Origin of the sequence: Planktothrix sp. FACHB-1365, assembly GCF_014697575.1 — a bacterium.
Lineage (GTDB): Bacteria > Cyanobacteriota > Cyanobacteriia > Cyanobacteriales > Microcoleaceae > Planktothrix.
This window is the reverse complement of record NZ_JACJSC010000003.1, coordinates 258,394-284,362: the sequence shown is the minus strand read 5'-3', so window position 1 is coordinate 284,362 and position 25,969 is coordinate 258,394. Positions and strand designations below refer to the sequence as shown.

The 25,969-nt window shown below is 39.8% G+C and carries 18 protein-coding genes; 10 read left to right on the top strand and 8 right to left on the bottom strand.

Translation table 11 applies throughout. The features are described 5' to 3' along the window. Window positions 1-534: 534 nt before the first annotated feature. The 5 genes from rnc to trmD all read right to left on the bottom strand — a co-directional run bounded on the left by rnc (window position 535) and on the right by trmD (window position 4,668). Window positions 535-1,233 carry a ribonuclease III gene (gene rnc, locus H6G57_RS07130; RefSeq protein ID WP_190517184.1) on the bottom strand — a complete coding sequence of 233 codons (699 nt, stop codon included), beginning with the start codon at window positions 1,231-1,233 and terminating at the stop codon, window positions 535-537. A gap of 185 nt (window positions 1,234-1,418) precedes the next feature. Further along, complete coding sequence (locus tag H6G57_RS07125; protein WP_190517182.1) at window positions 1,419-2,150, bottom strand: NYN domain-containing protein; 732 nt, start codon at window positions 2,148-2,150, stop codon at window positions 1,419-1,421. Window positions 2,151-2,756: 606 nt separating this feature from the next. Then, a complete protein-coding gene (locus tag H6G57_RS07120) occupies window positions 2,757-3,023 on the bottom strand; it encodes a KGG domain-containing protein (protein WP_072718569.1) in 267 nt (88 codons plus the stop codon). A gap of 497 nt (window positions 3,024-3,520) precedes the next feature. Next, window positions 3,521-3,880 (bottom strand): hypothetical protein, encoded by a 360-nt coding sequence (locus H6G57_RS07115; protein WP_190517180.1) that lies wholly within the window; start codon window positions 3,878-3,880, stop codon window positions 3,521-3,523. 65 nt (window positions 3,881-3,945) lie between these two features. Then, window positions 3,946-4,668: a tRNA (guanosine(37)-N1)-methyltransferase TrmD gene (gene trmD, locus H6G57_RS07110; protein WP_190517179.1), complete on the bottom strand. Its 723-nt coding sequence runs from the start codon at window positions 4,666-4,668 to the stop codon at window positions 3,946-3,948. Between the two features lie 350 nt (window positions 4,669-5,018). Between trmD and H6G57_RS07105 the strand changes: the two genes are divergently transcribed. Both H6G57_RS07105 and cphA read left to right on the top strand, forming a co-directional pair. Continuing rightward, window positions 5,019-5,873 (top strand): cyanophycinase, encoded by an 855-nt coding sequence (locus H6G57_RS07105; protein WP_190517177.1) that lies wholly within the window; start codon window positions 5,019-5,021, stop codon window positions 5,871-5,873. A 403-nt stretch (window positions 5,874-6,276) separates the two neighbouring features. Further along, window positions 6,277-8,982, top strand: a complete 2,706-nt coding sequence (gene cphA, locus H6G57_RS07100) for a cyanophycin synthetase (protein WP_190517175.1) — start codon at window positions 6,277-6,279, stop codon at window positions 8,980-8,982. A 60-nt stretch (window positions 8,983-9,042) separates the two neighbouring features. On the opposite strand, the gene leuB is transcribed toward cphA, so the two are convergent. Beyond that, window positions 9,043-10,131: a 3-isopropylmalate dehydrogenase gene (gene leuB, locus H6G57_RS07095; protein ID WP_190517173.1), complete on the bottom strand. Its 1,089-nt coding sequence runs from the start codon at window positions 10,129-10,131 to the stop codon at window positions 9,043-9,045. Between the two features lie 202 nt (window positions 10,132-10,333). On the opposite strand from leuB, the gene H6G57_RS07090 reads away from it, so the two are divergent. Next, window positions 10,334-10,807, top strand: a complete 474-nt coding sequence (locus tag H6G57_RS07090; RefSeq protein WP_190517171.1) for a universal stress protein — start codon at window positions 10,334-10,336, stop codon at window positions 10,805-10,807. A 34-nt stretch (window positions 10,808-10,841) separates the two neighbouring features. On the opposite strand, the gene ilvA is transcribed toward H6G57_RS07090, so the two are convergent. Further along, window positions 10,842-12,359 (bottom strand): threonine ammonia-lyase, biosynthetic, encoded by a 1,518-nt coding sequence (gene ilvA / locus H6G57_RS07085; protein WP_190517170.1) that lies wholly within the window; start codon window positions 12,357-12,359, stop codon window positions 10,842-10,844. A gap of 178 nt (window positions 12,360-12,537) precedes the next feature. Between ilvA and H6G57_RS07080 the strand changes: the two genes are divergently transcribed. After that, entirely contained in the window at window positions 12,538-13,845 is a 1,308-nt protein-coding gene (locus H6G57_RS07080) for a hypothetical protein (RefSeq protein WP_190517168.1), read from the top strand. A gap of 212 nt (window positions 13,846-14,057) precedes the next feature. On the opposite strand, the gene H6G57_RS07075 is transcribed toward H6G57_RS07080, so the two are convergent. Then, entirely contained in the window at window positions 14,058-15,302 is a 1,245-nt protein-coding gene (locus tag H6G57_RS07075; protein WP_190517167.1) for a CCA tRNA nucleotidyltransferase, read from the bottom strand. A 109-nt stretch (window positions 15,303-15,411) separates the two neighbouring features. Here H6G57_RS07075 and H6G57_RS07070 point away from each other — a divergent pair, with 109 nt between their 5' ends. From H6G57_RS07070 to H6G57_RS07045, 6 genes are all read left to right on the top strand, one after another. Continuing rightward, window positions 15,412-15,663, top strand: coding sequence for a Ycf34 family protein (locus H6G57_RS07070; RefSeq protein ID WP_190517165.1), 252 nt, complete (start codon window positions 15,412-15,414; stop codon window positions 15,661-15,663). Window positions 15,664-15,803: 140 nt separating this feature from the next. Continuing rightward, window positions 15,804-17,555, top strand: a complete 1,752-nt coding sequence (locus tag H6G57_RS07065) for a serine/threonine-protein kinase (protein ID WP_190517164.1) — start codon at window positions 15,804-15,806, stop codon at window positions 17,553-17,555. A 9-nt stretch (window positions 17,556-17,564) separates the two neighbouring features. Continuing rightward, complete coding sequence (tsaB, locus tag H6G57_RS07060) at window positions 17,565-18,230, top strand: tRNA (adenosine(37)-N6)-threonylcarbamoyltransferase complex dimerization subunit type 1 TsaB (protein ID WP_309235756.1); 666 nt, start codon at window positions 17,565-17,567, stop codon at window positions 18,228-18,230. Between the two features lie 233 nt (window positions 18,231-18,463). After that, a complete protein-coding gene (locus H6G57_RS07055) occupies window positions 18,464-19,387 on the top strand; it encodes an undecaprenyl-diphosphate phosphatase (protein WP_199314035.1) in 924 nt (307 codons plus the stop codon). Window positions 19,388-19,547: 160 nt separating this feature from the next. Continuing rightward, window positions 19,548-20,870, top strand: a complete 1,323-nt coding sequence (locus H6G57_RS07050; protein ID WP_190517162.1) for a TIGR03279 family radical SAM protein — start codon at window positions 19,548-19,550, stop codon at window positions 20,868-20,870. Between the two features lie 103 nt (window positions 20,871-20,973). Next, on the top strand, window positions 20,974-25,968 hold the full coding sequence (locus H6G57_RS07045) for a PAS domain S-box protein (protein WP_190517160.1): 4,995 nt from the start codon (window positions 20,974-20,976) through the stop codon (window positions 25,966-25,968). The last annotated feature ends 1 nt before the right edge of the window (window position 25,969 follow it).

Genomic DNA, 25,969 nt, shown 5'->3' with positions numbered 1-25,969 from the left:
TTGAACACAAGGGATCTAGCTTGTCCTGAAAGGCAATAAGCTAGATTAAACATCACCCTAGGGTTAAGGTGACTTTGGCTAGAGCCGAATTAATAAAGAAGTCGTGTTAAGACTGTTCTTATCTATAAAGATAACAGCTTTTTTCCAATATGTCACTACTTTTTAGTGTCAAATTTTTATTTTTTCTTAAATATAGTGATCAAGTTTAGCTTATCATTCATCACTTTATTTGACCAAAATTTATATTTTCAATAATTAAAAGTTATCAAAAATGGCAATTTGAGGCAAAATCGGCTACTAAAACAATGATTCTGTTGTTTTAGTTAACGAAAAACCACTAGATTCCAGACATTGATAAGAAACAATACTCAATAAACTTGACATAGAGAAAAGCCTATGAAAATAAGAATGTCAGATAGGGAGCAGGAGAAGCAAGAGAAGTGGAAGAACGCTAGAGCTACCCTCGCTCAACGATTTTAAGCCGTAAACCCACTGATAACTGATAACTGATAACTGATAACTGATAACTGATCATCAAAGCAAACCCAATTTTTGTAACGCGACTTCTGCGGCTCTTTTCTCCGCATCCTGTTTTCGGCGTCCTTTCCCATAACCATATACTTTGTCCCTAACCCGAACTTCTGTCCGAAATTCCTTGGCGTGATCTGGCCCAGATTCTCCGACGACATAATATTTCGGGTTTTCACCGTATTCCGCTAAGGCCCATTGTTGAAAGCGGTTTTTACAATCAATTAAGGTTTGGGGTGTTGTTTCTGCTTGGGGAAAAATAATTTCATTGACAACAGCCGAAAATAAAGGATAAATAAAATCTCGAACAGCATCAATATTTGTATCTAAATAATAAGCACCAATATAAGCTTCAAAGGCATCACTCAGTAAAGCGGGGTTAGTTCGTCCCCCATCTCGAATGGCTCCTTTTCCTAACCGTAATAATTCCCCTAAATTAAATTGAACTGCAAATTTAGCGAGTTGTTTTTCATCGACTAATGCTGACCGTAAGCGCGTCATATTCGCTTCACTCATTTTTGCCATGTCTTCGGGATAACGTTTTTTAAATAGCAATTCTCCCACTAAAAATCCTAAGACCGCATCCCCTAAAAATTCTAATCGTTCATTGTCTTCTCCTGCATTAGGATGTTCATTAATATAGGAACGATGGGTGAGTGCTTGTAGTCGCAATTGTTCGTTTTTGATTTCGGGTAGTTTTGTCATCATTATATAGGAATCCGTATAAGATTTATGATTCAATACTGTAGGGGTTATGTCCTTCCAAACTTAACCACAAAAACGGTTGGGATTAACATCACCCCTACAATAAAATATTACAACCTTGGCGCGGATTTCTATATCGGATGAAAGCGATGGGCTTCCCCCCACGGGAGGCGATCGCTATTTTTCTAAATTGTAACTAAAATCAACTCTCCATTGCGATTTTTTTTAATAATTCCCTCCTGAATTACCGCTTCTACAAATTTACTAAATTTAGAAACAATCTTTCCATCCGGTCTGCAATATGAAACTTTTTTACAGCCCGAAATTCGAGGATGATCTTTAATTAAATTACCCATTAAAGCAAGAGTCGCTTTTTTCCCTTTTGCTTGAACTGTTTTGATCAACTCAATTAAGTATTTTTTAGCTTCTTCGTAAGTAACCAAAGCCGGATGCTCTAGTTTTTTAGATTCTTCCTGATTTGGATTAATAGAAACAATTTGATTAATCTGATAAACCTCATTAACAGCTTTTTTTAAGCCTTGAGAAATATTGCTACCATAAATTAAGATAACTTTTATTCCTAATTTTTTTAAATCCTCAACTAAGGTTAAATAGTCTTTATCTCCTGTTATGAGAATCACGTTTCTAATTCTTCGATCATTGTTAATATGTTTTTTGCAATGCTTAATAATTAAATTGTCAACGGCATTCTTTTCTCTCGAAGGAACAGTAATTGTTTCAATTCCTACCTGAAAAACAGTTTGTTCTACTAATTCTTTTTCTCTTCTCCAATAAGCGTAAGCATTGCTAATCAATAAATCAAATTTTTGATCTAAGTATTGATACAATAGTTGAACTTTTTTATCAGGAATTTTAACGTTTTGAAAATCCCAATAAAGTGCTGTAACAGGTTTCATAACAGACTCCTAATATTTGAACTAATTAGATGCCTAGCATTCATAAAGTTTGTAATTCTAACCCTTCAGACCCTTGGTGTAAATTAAAGTATATTATTTCCAAGTCCAAAATAGAACTCGAAAACTGATCCTGTCAGCACCAGAGCTAACGTATTGAATTAAAACCCTAAGTTGAGAGTGGTTTTGGCTAAAGTCTCAAGGATCGGAATCAGAAATATAGCAATAGGCAACAGACAGAAGACAAGGGATAGGAGTAAAACGCTTAAGAATTAAGGATCACAGCGATCATTAATGTCCTGACTGCTTTGCTAAATGCTATATTTTTGATTCCGATCAATGAGGCAGAAGTCAATTTCCGGCTCAATGCCAGGTGATTCTACTATAATCAAGCCCTCTAAGAATGTCAAGTCTTTTATTGCCAAAGCTTAAACTCCAACAGAGTCACGACTTCTCCGTTGGAGTCTAAAAACTTGTTACACAGGTAGAGTGGGCAAAAACTAGGCTTAATCTTAAGAAAAACCCAGTTTTTGATCACTATTTCAAACAGAAGCTTTTTTTAAACACCCAAGTTTGATCTCAATTGAGATTAAACTTTATGGAACCAGATTATGAGTTTTCTTCATTATCTTGATTATTTTGTTCATTATCATTATCTTTTTTATGGCTATTTTTACCTCCTTTACGACCAATAGCAGCCATGTGTTCGCGATCTTGGCTGACTGCTTTACCACCTTTGCGGCCCGCTTCTCTGGCCTCTTCAGGAGTAAATTCATGAGCGCGGCCTGACTCATGGGCTGCTTTACCGCCTTTGCTGGCTATCTCCCGTTGTTTTTCTTCGTCCATGGAAGCAAATCCACGTTTTTCTGTCGCCATGATTTTCTCCTTATCTTTTCTTGATTGGCTAAACACTACTGTATCTCTCTGATTAAGGTTTACCTTCTACCAGAAGACAGAGTTAACTTCTTCCACGAATAAACTGAAAGATAGAATAATTTATCCGTCAACTTTTACCTTAGTCAACGTCCAATAATCCCTAGAAATTGGCTCTAATCAGAAAATTTATCAAATTTGTGATAAATCCTTCATTTCCCTCACTAAAACAGCCAATTCTTACACTCCGTCACGGTTAGCCCAAAAGACTGATAAAAGGATTGAGATTAATCCGAGAGTTTCTACTATTAATTATAGCATTACTCAATTAATTTGTGTATAAGGTTGCCCCGATTGAATCACTAGGCAATTGATCCCAGACTTTATCGCTGTGAAACCTCCTTAACAATATCACTCTTTTATCTAGGGTATTTTTATATTTTAAAGTATATCAATAAATCGAGATTTTAAGTTAAATATTGCCGAAACTCAGTCGGAAATTAATAAATAATTGTATAAAATAAATCTTTCATTTTTTCCTTTCCGACTTGAGCAAATAATTCATCAATAGAACTCGCATCTGCAATTAAATTCCCTTTTTCTAACGCCACCCATCTCCCCCGATAATGTTGGCGATGTTGAATCACCCAATTAAGATTTAAGGGTGTATCTGGATTGGGAGCAAGTTGATGAAAGGGCAAATTTCGAGAAGCTAAAATTCGAGCATAGCGTTGAATTTTTTCATGATTAGGATAATCTTGACTCGCTTGGGCACAGAGGGTTTTTGCTTGATTAAAATTCCCTTGACTTAAGGCCCAATCAATAGCTCGAATGACTTCTTCGGGTGTATCAGAATTCATACTGTTGTTGACTGTTGATTGTTGACGGTTGACCCTTGGTTGTTGACCGACAACCAAAATCCTATCTATTCCCTTGTCCCCTCATCCTCAATCTTGCCTTCTGACGCCTGTATCCAATCTTGCCACAAATCAGGACGACGCTCACGGGTGCGCTGAAGTTGCTGTTGTTTTCGCCATTGCTCAATTTTCTGATGATTTCCTGATAATAAAACATCAGGAACTCGCATTCCTCGAAACTCCGCAGGTCGAGTATAGTGAGGGTAATCCAGTAACCCATCTTCAAAGCTTTCTGCTTTGAGAGACTCCTGTTTTCCAACCGTTCCCGGTAATAATCGTACAACTCCATTAATCAGTGCCATTGCAGGAATTTCACCTCCAGTCAGGACAAAATCCCCTAAAGAAACTTCACGGGTGACTAAGGACAAAATGCGTTCATCGATACCTTCATAATGCCCACAAATTAAAACAATCTGATCAAAATTTAAAGCTAAATTGCGGAATAACCCTTGGTGCATTTTTTCCCCTTGGGGCGTTAAGAAAATCACTTCTCGACGAGGAAGTTGGGGTAAGGATTCAACGGCTGCATAAATCGGTTCAGGTTTCAAGACCATCCCCACACCCCCCCCATAGGACTCATCATCCACCCGGCGATGCTTATCCGATGCAAAATCACGGGGATTAACTAAATGGACATCAGCAATTTGCTTTGCTAAAGCTTTACCTAAAAGACCTGAATTCAGGGGAGAGGCAAAAAAATCGGGAAATAGAGTAATAATGTCAAAACGCACAGTATTTAAGATTGACGAGTGGATCACCTGACCCAAAAAAAAGTTTAAGCAAAAACTTGCACAGAAGATGTCATGCTATATGATAGTCCATAAACTTAAATATTTCTTAATTCGTATCAAAATATACTAAAATGGATTAGCTTTTTTTGATTGGGCAAAGCTACCTGAATCAGGTTTCTCGAAATTTCCCGATCCAATTAGGGGGAGTTTAGGTCGCTTACCCAAGTTACAGATTAATTCAAAAAGATCTGTACTCATTGTAGCCAAATCGAACAACTGTTGGTAACAAGCCGTAGGTGGTGACAAACGCCCCTAATCTTGAACTTATTCTCATGACTAGGAGATACACTATGCAGCAGTTGACATCTCAAGCCCTTGAACACATGATTCCCCAACAAACTAAAACCTCTATTCTCATTATTGGTGGAGCAGAAGACAAAGTTCATGGACGTGAGATTCTGCAAACTTTTTTTCATCGGGCTGGTGCTTCCAATGCCAACCTAGCCATCATTCCTTCTGCCTCCCGCGAACCCGCCATTCAAGGAGAAAGATATCAAAAAATCTTTGAGGAAATGGGGGCCAAATCCATTGAAATTTTTGATATTCGGGAACGTCATCATTGTGAAGAGCCCAAATGGCACGCCTACTTAGAAGGCTGTACCGGGGTATTCATGACAGGGGGTGATCAACTCCGGCTTTATAGTTTATTAGCCGATACCCTGCTAATGGAGAAAATTCGCATTGCTGCCCGACAAGGCCGGATGGCTTTAGCGGGAACCAGTGCGGGGGCTGCCGTTATGGGTCATCACATGATTGCTGGGGGAGGAAGTGGCGAATCTCCTAACCGTTCTCTGGTGGACATGGCAACGGGCTTAGATATTCTACCGGAATTGCTAGTTGATCAACACTTCCACAACCGCAATCGTATGGCACGACTGATCAGTGCGATCGCAGCCCATCCCGATAAAATTGGCATTGGCATTGATGAAGATACCTGTGCCTTATTTGAAGCGGAAGGTTTATTGCGGGTGGTGGGGAAAGGAACTGTTACGATTGTGGATACCCACGAAATGTCCTACACCAATCTGGTGAATGCGGGAGCGACTGATCCCCTGAGTGTATTCAATCTCCGGGTACATATTTTGTCCTATGGCGATCAGTATAACTTCCATTCCCGGCGTCCGAGTTCTGCCCCTAGTGTGTAAACCGTGGACATCGGAATCTGGCTGTGGGAGGTTGCCCAGGTTTTTCCCGGTGATTACGATCAGGGAATCCTAACTGAAGCCATTGAGGATTGAAGGTGAGGGAATAGCCTAGGGGAAGTCAGGACAGAAAATTTCCGCCCTTGAACAATTCCTAGGAGCCGGGTTGAAGGTGTTGTTAAACCCTTTAATTAGGGCATCTCTACGGCTCATCAGGCTCCCTGCTTTATTTGATTTTGAGGGTTCAGCTTTCAAAAATTGTAAATCCCCACTGGCCCAACCTCCCAGCATTCAATGGTTTTAAAAAAACTGTTCACTGCAAACAGTTTCCAAATCACCTTAGCTTGAAATTGAATAAAGCGGACTATTGCCCTGGAACATTCCTGCATCACGGACTCACACGGATATGAAAATTCTTAAAATACAAACCTTAAGAGGCCCAAACTACTGGAGCATCCGACGTCATCACCTGATTGTCATGCGCCTAGATTTAGAAGAATTAACTGAACGCTATAGTTGCGATATTCCAGGTTTCTATGAAGGCTTAACGTCTGTTCTCCCGAGTTTGGTTGAACATCACTGTTCACCGGGAGTCCGAGGGGGGTTTCTCAGCCGCGTAGAACGGGGGACGTTAATGGGGCATATTATTGAACACGTCGCCCTAGAACTCCAACAGTTAGCGGGCATGACTGCCGGATTTGGTCGCACCCGTGAAACCTCAAGTCCAGGGATTTTTCAAGTCGCCTTTGAGTATGATAACGAACACGCCGGACGTTATGCAGGAAGAGCCGCTGTCCGCCTATGCCAAAGTATTGTGGATACGGGAACCTATCCAGCCGAAGAACTCACCCAGGATATTGAAGATCTCAAGGAATTAAAAGCCCAAGCCTCCCTCGGCCCTAGTACAGAAGCCATTGTCAAAGAAGCAGAAGCCCGTGATATTCCCTGGCAACAACTGAATGCTCGATTTATGATTCAGTTTGGTTATGGCTGTTATCAAAAACGAATTCAAGCCACACTGAGTAATCAAACCGGAGTATTAGCGGTGGAGTTGGCCTGTGATAAAGAAGGCACGAAACAAATTCTCCGCGATGCAGGAGTTCCAGTTCCTAGGGGAACAGTCATTCGCTATTTTGATGAACTGCAAGATGCCATTGATGAAGTTGGGGGTTATCCCATTGCCATTAAACCCCTGGATGGCAACCATGGCCGAGGCATTACCCTGGATATTACCAAATGGGAAACGGCTGCTGCTGCTTACGATGAAGCCAGTAACGCTTCTAAAACCCATAGTGTGATTTTGGAACGCTTCTATACGGGTCGAGATCATCGCGTGTTAGTCGTGAATGGCAAAATGGTGGCTGTAGCTGAACGGGTTCCAGCCCATGTTGTGGGGGATGGCCAATTAACCATTGAACAGTTAATCGAAAAAACCAACCGAGATCCCCGTCGCGGTGATGGCCATGATAACGTCCTCACCCGGATTGTTGTGGATAAAACCGTGCTGTCTATGGTGGCGGAGAAAGGCTATACCCTAGACAGTGTATTACCGGCTGGGGAAATTTGTTTTCTACGGGCTACGGCTAACTTGAGTACGGGGGGGAGTGCCATTGACCGTACCGATGAAGTTCACCCGGAAAATGCTTGGTTATTTGCTCGGATTGCTAAAATTATCGGTCTGGATATTGCCGGAATTGATGTGGTGACACCGGATATTTCCAAACCGTTGCGGGAAGTGGACGGGGTGATTGTGGAAGTTAACGCCGCACCGGGATTTCGGATGCACGTCGCCCCCAGTGAGGGTTTACCTCGGAATGTGGCGGGGGCAGTGATGGATATGTTATTTCCCCCCGGTCAACCCAGCCGTGTCCCGATTTTAGCCGTAACGGGAACCAATGGAAAAACCACTACCACCCGTTTACTCGCCCATATCATTAAACAAACGGGGTTAGCCGTTGGTTATACCACCACTGATGGTATTTATATCGGCGATCATTTAGCTGAACCCGGAGACAATACTGGCCCCCAAAGCGCTCAATTGATTCTGCGTGATCCAACGGTAGAAGTGGCTGTGCTCGAATGTGCACGGGGGGGAATTCTGCGGGCGGGTTTAGGATTTGATACCTGCGATGTCGGGGTGGTGTTGAATGTGTCGGCGGATCATTTGGGATTGGGGGATATTGATACCATTGAACAAATGGCAAAAGTTAAAAGCGTGGTGGCTGAGGTGGTCATGCCGAAAGGTTATGCGGTGCTGAACGCGGATGATCCCTTAGTGGTACAAATGGCTGAACGGGTTAAAGCCCAAGTTGCTTATTTCACGATGAATCCTGAGAATGAAATTGTCCTCAAACACACGGAATCCGGGGGATTAGCTGCGGTTTATGAAAATGGCTATTTGTCGATTTTAAAAGGGGATTGGACACTTAGAATTGAGCAGGCGGTGAATGTTCCGATCACGATGAAGGGTCGGGCTCCGTTTATGATTGCCAATGCCTTAGCGGCTTGTTTAGCGGCTTTTGCTCAAGGGGTAAAAATAGAGCATATTCGGGCGGGTTTGTCAACCTTTGTGGCTTCCACATCCCAAACCCCAGGACGGATGAATTTATTTAATATGGGTAGCTATCACGCCTTGATTGATTATGCCCATAATGCTGCCAGTTATGCCGCATTAGGGGCTTTTGTCAAAAATTGGCCAGGGCCTCGGATTGGGGTTATTGGTGGCCCTGGCGATCGCCGAGATGAAGATTTTGTGATGTTGGGTCAACTCTCGGCGGATATTTTTGATGAGATTATTGTCAAGGAGGATGATGATACTCGTGGCCGAGAGCGGGGTTCGGCGGCGGAATTAATTAGTAAGGGTATTCAGCAGGTCTTAGGACGAGTTCCAGAGCCTCGGATTCGTTATGAAATGATTTTGAATGAAACCGAAGCGATTAATACTGCTTTAGACCGGGCTGGGGGGGGTTCGTTAGTGGTGATTTTACCCGAAAGTGTAAATCGCGCTATTCAATTAATTGAGTCCCGTAATCCCATTAAGGAATCAAACAACAATTCCCATTCTCCGAGTTTGAATTCCTCACCAGTCAGTTTAAAACCTTCTCAAGTTTAATCAGATTATCCCTAAAACCCCCGTAGAGACGTTGCATGCAACGTCTCTACAGGGTTAAAATTAATTTTCTTCTAATGCCTTTAACAACATTTCTCCCATTTCCTGACACCCGACTAATTTCATGCCCTCAGACATAATATCCCCCGTGCGATATCCCTGATCTAATACTTTTAAAACAGCATTTTCCAACAGATCCGCCGCAACGGGTTGATCTAAACCATACCGTAACATCATCGCAGCACTCAGGACTTGGGCAAGGGGGTTGGCTTTATCCTGGCCCGCAATATCCGGCGCTGAACCATGGACGGGTTCAAAGACCCCAGGGCCAGATTCCCCTAAACTCGCTGAGGGTAACATTCCGATACTGCCCGTTAACATCGCCGCCGCATCGGAGAGAATATCGCCAAATAAGTTCCCCGTGACGATTGTATCAAACTGTTTAGGGGCGCGAACTAACTGCATGGCAGCGTTGTCCACATATAAATGAGATAATTCGACATCGGGGTATTCTGAGGTTAAAAGGGTAATGCGATCGCGCCATAACTGAGAAACATCTAACACATTCGCCTTATCTACAGAACAAAGTCTCCCTCGACGCTTCTGGGCGGTTTCAAACCCCACACGGCCAATGCGATCAATCTCTGATTCCGTATAGGCCATTGTATTAACGCCTCGTTTCTCCCCGGTTTCCGTCTGAAAAATTCCCTTGGGTTGTCCAAAATAAATTCCCCCTGTCAGTTCGCGGACAACCATAATATCCACCCCTTCTACCACTTCTCTTTTCAAAGAAGAGGCATCAATTAAATGGGGTAAAATTGTCGCAGGACGCAAATTCGCAAATAATTTTAATCCCGCCCGTAACCCCAATAACCCAGTTTCGGGCCGTTGATGACGGGGTAAATTGTCCCACTTGTATCCGCCAATGGCTGCCAACAGTACCGCATCACTCTTGAGACACTGTTCTAAGGTTTCTGCTGGTAAGGGTTCCCCGGTAGCATCTATCGCCGCCCCCCCCATCAACGCTTGATGAAAATCGAAAGTAATGCTGAGTTGTTTTCCGACGACTTTTAACGCATCGACAGCCACCGCTATAATTTCAGGGCCGATGCCATCGCCTGGAAGAAGAGTAATGCGGTAGTTTTGACTCATATAGCTCGATAGTAACGAAAAAGATTAGTTAGACGATGTTGAGCATTATCAGCGATCGCCCAACCTTCAAATATAGCATTCTTGGGTCAAAAAGGGTCAAATTTAGTTTAAAATAAGATTAGAGGAAATCAATCCCTTTGGGAGCAAAGATTTGAGCTTTTAGCCCATGAGGGAATTAAAACAGAGGAAGGAGGGCACAGGCATGGCATATCACAAAATTTTAGTGGCAATTGATCGCACTCCCCAAGCAGAGTTTGTCTTTCACCAAGGCTTACAACTGGCTAAACTCTATCAAAGTCAGTTAAAACTCTTTCATTCTATTACTGTATCACCGATGATTTTAGGTTCCCCTGGAGATTTATATGGTCAACGGTTAAACCAGGTGGCACAAATTCAACATGAATTAATTGAACAAGAAATTAATGAAGTGGCAGGATGGTTATCAACTTTTGTCAATTATGCCGAACAGCAAGGTATTTCCATTGAAACCGAATATCAAATCGGAGAAGCCGGATATTGGATACGAGAAATTACTAAAAAATGGGAGGCTGATTTAATCGTCATTGGCAGACGTAACCGTTCAGAATTAGCCGAATTATTTTTAGGAAGTGTCAGTAATTATACGGTGCATCACGTTCAATGTTCTGTATTAGTTGTACAACAACCCGATGATTAGGCAGACGGGGTGGGGGGTGAGTTAAAAAGTTGTTTTATTTTTGGGATAAAAACAGTTTATAGGCTGGATTTTTATTCTCATCCCAATAGCGATAACCTAATGTATCTAAAAACGCTTGCCATTCTGCCATTTCTTCAGGGGGAACCTGCATTCCTACCACAATTCTACCATAATCTGCCCCATTATTGCGATAGTGAAATAAACTAATATTCCAGTTAGGACTCATGGAACAAACGAACTGCATTAACGCCCCTGGACGTTCAGGAAATTCAAACCGATACAGTAATTCATGATGGGCTAAACCAGACCGTCCGCCGACCATGTGCCGCAGGTGTAATTTCGTTAATTCATCATCGGTTAAATCTATGGTTTTAAAGCCATTTTGTTCAAAATTTTTGATCATTTCTGCTGCATCAGCCCGATTTTTAATCTGCATTCCCACAAAAATATGGGCTTCTTGTTCATCGGCAATGCGATAGTTAAATTCAGTTAAATTGCGCTTTCCAATACATTCACAAAACTTGCGTAAACTTCCAGGTTCTTCAGGAATTGTCACCGCAAAAATAGCCTCTCGACGTTCTCCAAATTCGGCGCGTTCTGCTACAAATCGTAAGCGATCAAAATTCATATTCGCCCCACAGGCAACGGCGACTAAGGTTTGTCCTTGAATTTGTTCTCGTTCAACATAAGCCTTTGCTCCTGCAATTGCTAAGGCTCCAGCAGGTTCTAAAATAGAACGGGTATCCTCAAAAACATCTTTAATTGCCGCACAAGTATCATCCGTATCTACTAATATAATTTCATCCACATATTCTTGGCATAACCGGAAGGTTTCTTCCCCCACTTCTCGCACCGCTACACCATCCGCAAATAACCCTACTTGCGATAACTTAATTCGATGTCCGGCTTTGAGAGATTGTGACATAGCATCGGCATCAACGGGTTCAACTCCGATGATTTTAATTTCAGGACGTAATCGTTTAATATAAGCCGCAATTCCTGAGATTAATCCCCCCCCACCAATGGCAACAAAAATAGCATGAATCGGTTGTTGATATTGTCTTAAAATCTCCATGCCAATTGTACCTTGTCCGGCAATCACATGGGGGTCATCAAAAGGATGAATAAAAGTTAATCCTTTTTCGGCTTCTAATTGACGAGCATAAGCACAAGCTTCATCAAAAGTATCGCCATATAAAACCACTTCACCCCCCCTTGCTTTAACGGCATTGACTTTAACTTGAGGGGTGGTTACAGGCATGACAATAATCGCTTTTGTTCCCAATTGAGACGCACCGAGAGCAACACCTTGGGCATGATTTCCGGCTGATGCGGCAATCACTCCCTGCTTTAATAAATCAGGAGAAAGATGAGCCATTTTGTTATATGCTCCCCGCAATTTGAAGGAAAAGACAGACTGCATATCTTCTCGCTTCAAAAGTAATTTATTATTCAGACGGGCGGAGAGGTTAGGAGCGTATTCTAGGGGTGTTTCTTGGGCAACATCGTAAACACGGGCGGTGAGAATTTGTACTAAGTAGTCGCAAAGCATGAAGTTGAAACCAAGGCAAGGGGTGACACATCATTATATTACAGGATTGGTGTCACTATTTGTTATTTTAAGAATAATAGTTGAGCCTCAATTTAAAATTTTGATAAAGAAATCCTGATTGTTAAGGTTAATAGAGTAGAATTTGAGGTAACAATTTAGAGGGTTGAGGCTCTGATTTATGGATAAATCTATTGTGCAGTTAGTGGATGAACTTCCCGCCGATAATATTACGGTGAAAGTCTTAAAGGCTATTGATTATTTAATGCCGGGACAGTGGACAAATTTAGTCGGATTTGAGAATAGTATTCGTACTATTACAGGGGAAACCGATACTCAAATCATCCAAAAAATTCGAGATCGGGCTGTTGTTTTATATCATGATCCAAAATCTGGTTATCAATCAGCCGTTCAATTATATCAAACGATTGATACGGCTGATGTAGCAATGGCAACGGCGGCTTTAGCCAATAAAGTTGGAGAAAAAATCAGCTTTCTGTCGATTTTAAGCAGTATTACGCCTAAACCTGAAGTTACCCAAAGCTTTGATTTGGTTTTAAAAATTGCCGTTGAGATTATTGCTTTTTGTAAGTTAAATGGCATTCCTCAACCTAACCCTCAAGAATTTGTTAAAGCCCTAAATAATAATTATCAAGATGCCGCATTAATGCGGATGGTGGCTTTAGTTTGTTTAGATGGAATGTTGCCATTAGGCCCTAACTTTTTAAGTAAAATCCATCAAACAATTGCTCAATCTGATACCAGTATTTTAACACAAAATCCCGTATTTTCAACCTTGAGTAATTTTATTCCGGGGGTTACAGCCTCGGATAAATTGGGTTTTCTGAACCAAGGGTTTGATGCGGTTCAGAGTTGGATTAATAATTTAGTCGCTCAAACTGGAATCACGCCCCAATCTATTTTTAATGCGTTGGGAAATTGTATCCAAATTGCGGATGATAATTTAGATTTTGTTGCTGCTTTTATTGATCAAAGCACGAATTATTATCAACATACAGGAATTCAAACCGTTGCACGTAAACTGATTTTACACGCTCAAGAGTCTGTAAAATCTGAATTACCAACAGGAACTTTACCGATTAATTCTAATCCGGTATCGGGTTCTGTTTCTTCGGGTTCGACTCAATATCAAGTCGGTCAAACGGTAGAAGTTTGGGATGAAGAGGATGAAGATTGGTATGAATCTACAATCCAAAAAGTGAAAGGAAACGAGTATTTTATTCATTATGTCGGTTATGGTTCATCGGATGATGAGTGGGTGGATGAAGATGATGTTCGGGTTCGAGATCATAGTGCAACGGATGATAATGGATATGGAATAGGTCAAAAGGTGAAAGTTTGGGATGATGAGGAGGAAGAATGGTATTCCGCTATTATTGAAAAAATTGAAGGAGATCAATATTATGTTCATTATATCGGTTATGATTCCTCCTATAGTGAGTGGGTAGATTCAGATGAAATCAGTTAACCAATTTGAGGAAAGTTATATGAAATTCCCTTATTAACGCTACAGATGATCCCCCCCAACCCCCCTTAAAAAGGGGGGAGATGTGTAGCATACATTTGTACAAATTACCCAAATTGTAGGGGCGAGGTTTTCTCGCCCTTACAGGGGAATGTGTGTCCATTGTTTGAGATAAATCCTCCTGAAATTCTGATTGTACAATCCCTTTAGATTTGCTATAATAATTGTTGAGCATACGCGATCGCTTCTTCAATGGTTGTAATTTTTCCTTCAATTTGTCCTAACTGAATCTCTAATAAAAGTTCTCCAACTTTAGGACTCGAACGTAAATTTAACGCTTCCATTAATTCATTTCCTGTTAATAACAGTTGGGGATGAGCAACAGGATCATTGGGGTTTACATAACGATTCATTAAAGGAGCAAGACTATCTAAGGAAAATCCATCGGCTATTGCACTTACAATTAAGGATGGAAATAATAATCCTAAATTCTGGAATAAAAAATATTGTTCTTTTAAGGATAATTCTCTGCTTTTTAATAAAGACAATTGAGATAAACCTTTTAAAATCCCTATCGTGCTTCTTAATTCTAATTTACTAAATTTTAACTGTAATAATTCTGATTCGGCTACAGTTAAATCTTGATTTAATAAACAAGTTAATTTTGCGATCGCCAAACGGGATATTTTTATAGTATAACTTAATTCTTGAGATAATTCAAGTAAAATTCTAGGGTAAATTTCTCCTAATTTTATCGCGGATAAATCTATTTGAGATAATCGCTGAAACTGCTGATTTCCAGTTTTAAAATAAGGAGAAAGTAAACCAATTTCCCAAGCTTGTTGGAGCAAATTTGTTGCATTTGGGGTATTTAATAAATAAACTAACTCGGTGCGAATGCGTTCGACGGCAACCCGACTTAACAACGGTGCAAATTCTTGAATAGCCGCTTGGGTTTGATCTTCGATTTCAAATCCTAATTGGGCAGCTTGACGATATCCTCTTAATAATCGTAACGGATCATCTTGTAAATTTTCTGGAGAAATCATTTTAATTAAACGCCGTTGTAAATCCTCTTGACCTTTGTTAGGATCAATAAAGGTTTGGGTAAACGGATCAAAAGCGATCGCATTGATCGTAAAATCCCGTCGGCGTAAATCTTGCTCTAAACTATTTCCTTGTGCTTGAGCAAAGTCAACTGTTACTTTGCCAAACACAACCCGTGCAATATGCCGTTGAGCATCCAACAAAACAAACCCAGCCTCATATTGTTCAGCCAGGGTGCGTGCCGTTTTTACCGCATCTTGTAAGAGGACAAAATCTAAATCTAAAATAGTGACTGTACGACCTATTAACCCGTCTCGAACTGCACCCCCAACTAAATAAACTGGTTGAGGTAAATCACTGAGTTCAAACGGCCAAGTAACGGGAGAGAAGACATCGGCTAAAGCTTCAGGCATTGCAACAAAAATCAATGAGATTGTCAAGCAGGTTAAGGCCTACCTACGCTAAATTAGCATCAAAGGGATGGACAAGTTTCACCCTTGGCAATCACCGAGGAATAAAATCATGTGTATTTGTGTGAATTGTCATTATGTTGATCGCTGTACCACCTACCACGCCGTAGAAACCCAGCATCAAGAACGCCATTTGACGGATAACCCCACCTTTGAACCCACCGAACCCACCATTAACGTCAATATCCGCACCCCTAACGACTATGAAATTGAAATGGAATGGGATGTAGTCGGATGTTTGAGTTTTAAAGAAGAAAAGGGTAAATGGGCGAAATTAAGACCAGGGGAGTTAGTTCCAACTTAAACAGTCATCAAATATCCGCATTATCAGTTATCAGTTAATGGTTGAGTTTTAACTGTTGGCTTTGTTAGTTTTTAATAAAACTCTTCCCATTCGTAATTCGTAATTCGTAATTCGTAATTCCCTGTTCCATTCTATAAAAAATGAGTTATTGTTTTAATCCGAATTGTTCTAATCCGCAGAATTTGGCTGATGGCAAGTTCTGTCAAAATTGTGGTTCTAAATTATTGTTGAGTTCTGTTTCTGATCAAGCTGAGTCTGTTGTTTATCGAGGGATTCAATTAATTGGACAGGGGGGATTTGGTCGGACATTTTTAGTGGTTGATGAGAGTCAACCCTTAACACCTTATTGTGTGATTAAACAATTTTTTCCTCAAGGAAGAAATGCGAGAAAAGCCACAGAATTATTTGAACAAGAAGCTAAACAATTAAAAATCTTGGGGCAACATCCCCAAATTCCCACAGAGTTAGGTTATTTTGAACAAGATGGCTATCAATATTTAGTTCAAGAATTTATTGAAGGAAAAAATTTAGCTCAAGAATTACAAGAAAAAGGAGTATTTACTGAAGAAAAAATATGGTTTATTTTAAAAGATTTGCTACCTATTTTGCAGTTTGTTCATGAGAATAAAGTCATCCATCGAGATATTAAACCCGAAAATATTATTCGTCGTTTTAATACGAAAAAACCGATTGGAAATTTAGTTTTAGTAGATTTTGGGGCTGCTAAATTAGTCACTGGGGGAATGTTACCTAAAACCGGAACCATGATTGGAAGTGCCGCCTATACTGCCCCAGAACAATTAATGGGGAAAGCTGTTTTTTCCAGTGATTTATATAGTTTAGGAGTGACTTGTATTCATTTACTAACTAATGTTCCTCCCTTTGATTTATTTGATAGTGCAGAAGGAAATTGGGTTTGGCGAGATTATTTAAAAGCGCCTGTCAGTGATGAATTAGGATATATTTTAGATAAAATGTTGCAGGGTGCAACCCGTAATCGTTACAATTCGGCGGCAGCAATTTTACGCCAAATTAATCCTAAACCGGATTATGTTCCAGTAATGCCGGGATTAAAAATAAATCCTGAAACGGGATTTAAACCCTTACCAGAACAGCCTGAATTTATTCAGCCTTCTGCTTCTATTCCGAATATTTCTGATGTTTCTGAACCTGCGGTTTCTGAAGAAAAAGTTCCTGAATTACCCCCACCAAAACTCTTAAATAAAATTAACCTAATTTCAGGAATTCTTCAAAAGCGTTTAGAGCCCTATGGGATTATTCAGGTGAGCGTCAATCAAAACCATATCAATCAGTTAACGATTGTTTTAAATCGAGATAAAAATCGCTCTGTAAAATATAAAGAGTTAGTTCCAATTATCGGATATGAATTAACCTATTGCCAAATCAATAATCTTGAGAAAGTCAAACTTTTAGGGCGAGTGAATAATCAAAATGTTCCTGAATGGACATCTTCGTTAAAACTAGATCGAAAGACAAAAATTAGAAATCAAATGATCCGATTTCAGAATCAGAAGTTTCTTTGGAATTTGTTTCAATTGACAACTCGAACATTTTGGAGCCAGCAAATTAAAAAGAAAGAATTCTGGCTTGATCTGTTAATGGTTGCCATGATTATCTTTATCTTTAGCGATAAAATTATTATCTTAAAACCCATCATGGCTTTAGTGATTGCGGGAGGATTTTGGGGTGTTAAACATCAAGTCACTCACACCAATACTCTGCAACTAAATCAACTGTTTGCAACGATTACCACTCTATTTTTAATGTTTGGCTGGTTAAATTTAAGGATTTGGGCGGACGGAATGTTTGGTATAATCCTAGCGGGCTTGTTTATTTCCATGCCCATCTTTTTTTCCCGCAATCCTTCTTAATTAGACCCTGTGCAACCGATTTCCTCTCAACCCGTTTATGGTTTAGCCATTCACACCAGTAGTCCTGACCTGGGATTAGCCATCAGTAATTTTCAAGACGTTCAGCGCTGTCAATCCTGGGCGATAGGACGGGATTTATCCACCCATCTGCATCACTATTTATTAGAGTTTATTCAACCCCAAACTTGGTCAGATTTAGGATGGATTGCAGTGGCGAAAGGCCCAGGAAGTTTTACTGGAACTCGGATTGGAGTTGTTACAGCCCGCACCTTAGCTCAACAGTTAAATATTCCAGTTTTTGCCATTTCTAGTTTAGCGGCGATCGCCTGGAAAGAACAACTTCAACGCATAGAAAATCAGGATAAAAACTTAGTGATAGCATTAGAAATGCGAGCACAACGAGGTCAACTTTTTGTGGCAATTTATGGTCGAAATCCAGAAACCAATTCCGGGTTAATTCCCCAATTAGCGGATTGTGTAATGTCCTCTCAGCAGTGGGAACAAACCTTAGCATCTTGGCAAATTCCCTATCATCGGGTAAAGGTAGAAGCAGGATTAGGAGAAACCGCAATGCAATTATTAGAATTAGGATATTTAGACTGGAAATGGGGAAAGCATTCTCACTGGTCTGAAGCATTGCCTTATTATGGACAGCATCCTGTAGAATTCTCTTAGAATTCTGATTTTAACCCTCCCTTAAATAAAAGCCTGCTTTTTTTAAATAACTTCTTATGAACAAATGACAATTGGCTGTTAAAGTTGGGCTAGGGTGTTTTTGAGATCAAAGTTCATCGATTAGCCAATCAGGCTATTATTTGATGGGTCTATAGATTGCATCCTGAAATTTCCCACATTAAGGGAAATTAGGACTTGTGATGTGTAATCAGATGTTATTGAGTTGGTATTCTATGATTTTTACACCTGATTTATTTTTGAATTTAGGAGCAGCAGATGTATTGGCTCAAACGGCATCTTCGGCTTCAATCGGTTCCGATATTAATATAATAGAGGCATTCTTTTTAGGATTGATTCAAGGAGTAACGGAATTTTTACCCATTAGCAGTACCGCCCATTTAAAAGTCATTCCAGTTATGTTAGGTTGGGGAGATCCCGGTATTGCATTTACAGCCATTATTCAGTTAGGTAGTATTGTGGCAGTGGTGTGGTTTTTTTGGCAAGATTTAGTTCAAGTTGTCCTGGGATCATGGCAAGCGATTCAGAAAAAGGATTATGAGTCTGTAGACTTTCGTTTAGCGTTAGGGATTGCGTTAGGAACCATTCCAATTGTCTTTTTTGGATTGTTAATTAAACTTTTAATTCCTGATTATGATAACTCTCCTTTGCGGAGTATGGTAGTAATTGCATTCGCTTCTATTGGGATGGCATTCTTATTAGGATTAGCCGAAAATATAGGAACTAGAAAACGAGATTTTGAACAGCTAAAAGTCCGAGATGGGGTATTAATGGGATTAGCCGAAGCCTTAGCCTTAATTCCCGGAGTATCTCGATCTGGATCTACCATTACGGCTGGATTATTTATCGGTTTAGAACGAGCAACCGCCGCCCGATTTTCCTTTTTATTAGGAATTCCAGCAATTACTTTAGCGGGAATTGTAGAATTAAAAACGGTGTTGGTTGATGGAATAGGGAATATACCAATCTTTCCTCTGTTGGTAGGTTTAATTTCCGCCGCCATTTTTTCCTATTTATCCATTGCTTGGTTAATTCGTTATTTACAAAGCAAAAGTACCTGGATTTTTGTTTGGTATCGTCTTGCTTTTGGAGTCATGATTTTAGCTGCTGTGTGGGGAGGTGCGTTAAAGAATATTTAGAATTAGTAGGGAACAGGGAACAGGGAACATAAAACAGGAAACAGGGAAGAGCAAGAAGAAGATTTTACTGTCTTAGTGTGTTGTATTAGCCTACATCCTAACCCTGTTTGCGCGACTGGTTTACAATGTAGAGATATTCCATCCTGTTCCCTGCTATAACATGATTCGTCCTGCTAAAATTACAACTGTATTACCTGATTCTATTGCTGAAGAAATTGGCTTTGAACCTGGAGATGCCATTATTTCAATTAACGGACAACAACCTCGTGATTTAATCGATTATCAATTTTTATGTGCTGATGAAATTTTAGAATTAGAAGTTTTAGATCGATTTGGGAAAACCCATGAACTTGAAATTGAAAAAGACTATGATCAAGATTTAGGCTTAGAGTTTGAATCCGCTTTATTTGATGGATTAATTCAATGTAATAATCGCTGTCCGTTTTGTTTTATTGATCAACAACCCCCCGGAAAACGAGAAACCTTATATTTAAAAGATGATGATTATCGCTTGAGCTTTTTGTATGGTTCCTATTTAACCTTAACTAATTTATCTCAACGAGAATGGGATAGAATCGCTCAACTACGCCTTTCTCCGTTGTATGTTTCCGTTCACGCCACCGAACCCGAAGTCAGAATTCGCTTATTAAAAAATCCCCGTGGGGGTCAAATCCTAGATCAGTTAAAATGGTTTAAAAAGAATCGTTTACAAATTCATGCTCAAGTGGTGGTTTGTCCAGGGATTAATGATGGTCAACACCTCGAACAAACCCTCTTAGATTTAGCTCAATTTCATCGCGGTAGAATCCCAACCGTTGCTTCCGTCGCGGTGGTTCCTGTGGGGTTAACTCGGTTTCGTCCTCCCGAAGATGAATTAATTCCAGTTACGCCTGAAAAAGCTCAAGAAATTATTACTCAAGTTCAAAATTTACAACAAAAATTTCAACAAGAATTGGGTTCTACTTGTGTTTGGATTGCGGATGAACTCTTTTTAATTGCAGGTGCAGAATTACCCCCTGAATCCCATTATCAAGATTATCCTCAAATTGGTAATGGGGTAGGTTCTATTCGCAAATTTATTAAAGAATTTGAACAAACCGTTAGACAACACCCAATTCAATCTTGTTCCATTCCCCGTCAGTTCACTTGGGTGGTCGGAAATGCCGTTGAAAAAGCCTTTCAACCCTTGTTAAACTCCTTAAATGACATTTCAGGACTAACGGTGAATTTGGTGGCTTTAGCGAGTCAATATTGGGGTCAAGAGATTACGGTTACAGGTCTATTAACCGGACAAGATTTGCTGCAAGGATTAAAGGGAAAACCATTAGGGGATGGGATTTTATTACCCTCGGTGATGTTAAAACAAGGAGAACCTGTGTTTCTGGATGATATGACCGTAGCGGAACTCGCAGAACAACTGGAAACGGAAATTTTTCCAGTGAGTAATGTTGAAGAATTAATCTCTATTGCGTTGAAGAATTAACTTTAATTGGAACAGAAATGGTGTAGATCACTGAATTCTTATTCCATAATAAAGGAAGATTCACGATCAAGCCCATTTTTGTTTCAAAGGGGGTCAGGAGACAATGGTAGTTTCAGAAGAAGTTACATTTCCCATTTCTAACGATTATATTGAGCGTGATTTTTGGGTTGTTTCTCCCGATACTTCTATTTTTGATGTTGTTCAACAGATGACTCAAAATCCCCGGAAAGCGAGGAATGGACAGTCAGAACCTGACCAACAATCAACCTATCCCAGTTGTGTTTTGGTGTTAGACCATCAACAATTAGTCGGTTTACTCACAGAACGAGACTGTGTAAAATTGGCAACCCAGAGACAAAATTTGCACCATATTCCTGTTTCCCAGGTAATGACCCGACAGTTAATTACCTATCAAGAACGGGAGATTCAAGAACCCTTACAGGTGATTTCAATTCTACGCCAACATCGGATTCGTCATTTACCGATTGTGAATGAAACAGGACAACCTGTGGGAATTGTAACGCCTCATAGTATTCGTGGTATCTTGCAACCAGCCGATATTTTGAAATGTCAATCGATTCGAGATGTCATGGTGAACACTGTGATTGGTGGCTCTCGAAAAACCAGTGTTTTAAAGTTAGCACAACTCATGACAGAGCATCAAGTGAGTTGTGTGGTAATTGGAGACAAATTCACCCCTGAAAAAATTCGTCCTTTGGGAATCTTAACCGAACGAGATATCTTAAATCTTCAAGCTTTGGAACTGGATTTAAGTCAGTTAGAAGCAGAACAAGTCATGAGTCAGCCCTTATTATTTATTAGTCCCAAAGCGTCTCTTTGGGATGCTCATCAATCCATGCAGCACCATAGAATTCGGCGGTTAGTGGTGGCGGATGAGCAAGGATATTTAGCGGGTTTGGTCACTCAAACTACGATTTTACAAGCGATTGATTTGAATGAATTACAAACGGTTATCTCTCTTTTAAAAAAACAGCTTGAAAAAGTCCAGGATGAAAAAATAAATCTTTTAAATAGTATTAATTTTAATTTAAAAAAAGAAGTTACAATTCATACCAAAAGACTCAAAGAACAAAGTCAAAGACATCAGCTTTTAACGGATACCGCTTTACGAATTCGAGCTTCTTTAAGTTTAGATCTAATTTTGAAGACAACGGTGACAGAAGTTCGGCAATTGTTAGAATGCGATCGCGTGATCATTGAAAAATTTGAAGCCGATGGTTATCGAAGAGTCATTGTTGAATCTGTAGAAAGCCCCCAATACTCACTTCTCGATGCAGGGGTCATCTATCACAATTCTGATTCAGATTTAGCTGTTGAAATTCGATTTGAAAACCAGCTATGGGGTAGATTAATTGCTCAGAATTTTAGTATAATTCAGTCATGGGAACCCGAAGAAATAGAATTTTTGGAAAATTTATCAGTTCATGTTGCTTTAGGAATTCAACACGCGACGTTACTAGAGCAAATTCAACAAGCCAATCGAGAATTAGAAGCCAAAGTTCAAGAACGAACGGCTGAATTAGCACAAACCAATGAACGATTAAGGCAAGAATTAGAGCGCAGTCAAGAAACCCAAACGGCTTTAAAACACCAACAAGAAATTCTGAATAGTTTTTATAATTCTTCTCCAATGATGATGGGTGTTGTTGAACTATTTGAAACGGATGTTTTATATCTTTCAGTCAATTTAGCAACGGCTCAATTTTTAGGGAAAAAAAATGAGGAAATTCAGCATAAATTTGTTAGTCAATTGGGGATAAATTACCCGTTGCTTCAACATTGGATGAATCATTATCGAGAAAGTCAACGTTTAGGAAAACCCGTCAAATTTGAGTGTCAATATGATCAACCTGATGGGAAAAAGAAATGGTTATCAGCAACGGTGTCTTATATTGGTTTATCGGAAAATGATCGTCCTCGGTTTTCCTATCTTGTTGAAGATATTAGCGATCGCAAACGTTATGAAGAATCCCTAAGACGATATGAACGCATTGTTGAAACCACTGGAGATGCGATTTGTTTACTGGATCAGAACTATATTTATCAAGTGGCTAATCCCGCTTACTTAAAATTGATAGATCGACCCTTAGAAAAGGTGATTGGTCATTCTGTTTCTGAGGTTTTAGGGACTAATTTTTTTGAGCAAACCATTAAACCTTCTCTGGATCAATGTTTAATCGGGGAAGCCCTTCAAGATGATTTATGGGTGGATATTGATCCTGTTAAAAAACGATATTTGAGGCGTACCTATACCCCCTATTTAGATGAACAGAAAACGATTTGTGGAATTGTTGGCAGTATTCAAGATTTAACGGATCTCAAAGAAGCCGAAAATGCACTGAAACACAATGAAGAACTATTTGCTTTAACAGTGCAACACGCTCCTGATGTCTTTGTAATTTATGATTCAGAACGTCGATTTGAGTATGTCAATCAACGAACCTCAGAATGCACAAAAATTCCCATAGAAAACTTCATCGGTCGTCGAGATGAAGATGTTTACCCCCCGGATGTTTATTCTAAATATCTGCCCTTACTTGATCATGCAATTGCGACCAAAACCGTACAAATTGGAGAATTTACATTGCAAATGGAGGGACTAGAACCTTATATCGTGATTATCAAATACGTTCCCCTTTTAGATGATAACGGAGAGGTTCAACAAATTTTAGGTATGACCTTTGATATTGGCGATCGCAAACGCATGGAAGAAACTCTACGTCAACGAGAAGAACAGTTAAAAGCCGTTGCTGATAATATTCCAGGCGCAATTTTTACCTATATTAAACGCCCCGATGGTTCTGGTTGTTTGGAATATATTAGTGATGGTTGCTTTGAAGTCTTTGGCTTAACAGCCCTGGAATTAATGAACAATCATAAACTTTTAGAACCCGGGTTTCATCACGAAGATCTCCAGAGACATCGAATAGCAATTGTAAACAGTGCAGCCACCCTCACCCCCCTGTTTTATGAGTTGCGATATCAAATGCCCAATGGGGATATAAAATGGATTGCAGAAGCTTCCCGTCCTGAATATCGAGACAATGGAGATATTGCTTGGCGAGGGGTGATTTTGGATGTCAGCGATCGCAAAAAAACCGAATTAGAATTAAATGAAACCAGCGATCGCTTAAATTTCCTGCTCAATTATTCTCCCATTGTTATTTTAAGTTGCAAACCAGAAGGTAATTATCCGATTACTTTTATCAGTGAAAATGTTAAAGAAATTGTTGGTTTTGAACCTCAAATTTTTTTAGAAGATTCGAGCTTCTGGATTCAACAGATTCATCCTGATGATGTAGAGTGGGTTTTAACCAACTTAGCAACAAAATTCACTGAGGATTATTATGTTCATGAATATCGGTGGTTGAAAGCAGATGGAACTTATAGCTGGTTTTTAACACAGTTAAGGAAAATTCGAGATGAAGCGGGAAATGTCGTGGAAATGTTGGGATATTTAGTTGAAATTAGCGATCGCAAAAGCTTAGAGCAAGAATTAGCCACATTACTCGAACAAGAAACCCGTCGGAGTCAAGAACTAACCCAAAAAAATATAGCTCTCGAACAAGCTCGACGGGAAGCAGAAATGGCAAACCAAGCTAAAAGTGAATTTCTGGCTAATATGAGTCATGAAATTCGTACACCCATGAATGCCATTTTAGGATTTACAGATTTACTACAATCTGTTGTTCATGAACCGAGATCCGTCTCTTATTTAAACGCTGTAATCACCGCTAGTCGAACTCTACTGGCCTTAATTAATGATATTCTTGATTTGTCTAAAATTGAGGCGGGGAAACTGGAACTCGATTATGGCCCTGTTAACTTACGGGTGCTGATTCAGGAAATTCAAAACATTTTTAACCATAAAGCCACAGAAAAAGGGTTAGTTTTACACATCCAAATTGAAGATAATGTCCCCGAATTGATTTATATTGATGAGATACGATTACGTCAAATTTTATTTAACGTTGTCGGTAATGCTCTTAAGTTCACGGAAAAGGGATATATTAGCATTTCTGCACGAACTCAAACCTATTGTGCCTGCAATAGCGAAAAGGTTTGGTTAGAAATTGCGATTGAAGATACAGGAATTGGGATTGCACCCCATCAGCAGACTCGTATTTTTGAAGCCTTCGTTCAAAGTGCCGGACAAAGTAATCGTAAGTATGGAGGCACCGGTTTAGGATTGGCGATTACTCAACGCTTAACTCAAATGATGGGGGGAATTATATTGCTTCAAAGCCAATTGCGACGAGGCAGTATTTTTACTTTTGTATTTCCCGACATTGCTCAGTCTAAAAATCCGATCTCGGTGAAATTAAATTCTGGTGAAGATCGCAATCTCAACCAATTTCAAGCTAGTACAATTTTGGTTGTTGATGATGTTCAATCTAACCGAGAATTAATTCAAGGATACTTTGCCGGAACTCATCATTTATTATTTCTAGCAGAGAATGGGAAACAAGCAATTCAGATGGCAAATGTTCATCAACCCGATTTAATTCTTCTGGATTTACGGATGCCGGAGATGGACGGAAAAATGGTGGCTCAATTTCTCAAACAAGATGAAAAAACTCGACAGATTCCGATTGTGATTTTGACCGCATCTTGTCAAAGTGAAGAGCAAGCAAAAGTTCAATTACTCTGTCAAGGATTCTTGCGAAAGCCGGTCAGTTTGCCACAATTAGTCAGAGAAATGAAGCGACATTTAATATACCAAAGCTCTCCCGAAAATACCGAGATTGACAGAGAAAGTCCGAAAGAAAAATCCGGGGTTTCTCCTGTTTTATTCCTCAGTTCTGATGCGTGTACAGAACTCCTGTTTCAACTTCAACAAGAAGAAGAACAGGTTTGGAATACGTTGCGAAAAACATTAAGAACCAGAGATTTACAACATTTTGTTCAACGTCTGGCTGCCTGGGGGCAACAGTATCAATATCAACCCTTATTAGATTATATACAAACTTTAGAAACTCAATTAGAAGCGTTTGATTGGAATACAATTCCTCAAACCATTGAGGATTTCCCTCAGATTCGAGAAAGGTTAAAACTTTACTGTAAAGAAGGACTTTGAT